This window comes from Prolinoborus fasciculus, from assembly GCF_056724605.1.
This window is the reverse complement of record NZ_JBWZQN010000164.1, coordinates 1-699: the sequence shown is the minus strand read 5'-3', so window position 1 is coordinate 699 and position 699 is coordinate 1. Positions and strand designations below refer to the sequence as shown.

Sequence of the window (699 nt, the reverse complement as noted above, 5' to 3'; positions counted from 1 at the left end):
GCAGAATTACTCAAGGCACTTGCAACATGATCCGCATTGATGAAATCTGGTTGTCTACTCAGCCCATGGACATGCGTGCAGGTATGGATACGACCATGGCTCAGGTGGTGAGAGCCTTTGGCTACATCAAACCGCATTGTGCTTACCTGTTCTGTAATAAACGTGGCCATCGCATGAAAGTACTGGTGCATGATGGACTGGGCATCTGGCTGTGTGCCCGGCGGCTGGAACAGGGCAAATTTCACTGGGCTCAAGTTCACCAGGGTGAAAGCGTAGCTCTCAGCCCGGAACAGTTACAGGCACTGATCCAGGGTTTGCCCTGGCAGCGCATTGGACGACAGCAGGTGGTGACGATGCTTTAAACCAAGCTGTTCCATTCTGCTATTCTCCAAACGTTCTATTTCATTCTTCTCATGACCTCAGGCATACTGCGGTCATGAATACGCTGCCTGACTTAAGCCAACTGACCCATGAACAACTGCTGGAATTTACCAGGCAGTTGGCGCTGCAGCATCAGTCTCTGGCACAATCAAATCAAGAATTAGAAAAATCAAACCAGCAATTGGATGCCAAAGTTCAGCATCTTTCTATTCTCAATCAAAAATACGAGCATGAACTGGCGCTGTTTAAAAAGCACAAATTCGGCAGTAAAAACGAACATCTCACCGCAAAACAAATCCATCTCTGGGATGAAGCGGT

At 48.1% G+C, this 699-nt stretch carries 1 protein-coding gene and 1 pseudogene; both read left to right on the top strand.

Annotated elements, in window-relative coordinates:
• Positions 1-362 (top strand): IS66 family insertion sequence element accessory protein TnpB (gene tnpB, locus AC1P5O_RS16745; RefSeq protein ID WP_499006429.1); only part of this gene is annotated, 362 nt, incomplete at its 5' end.
• Positions 363-436: 74 nt separating this feature from the next.
• Positions 437-699: pseudogene (locus AC1P5O_RS16740) on the top strand (IS66 family transposase); the annotation flags it as partial.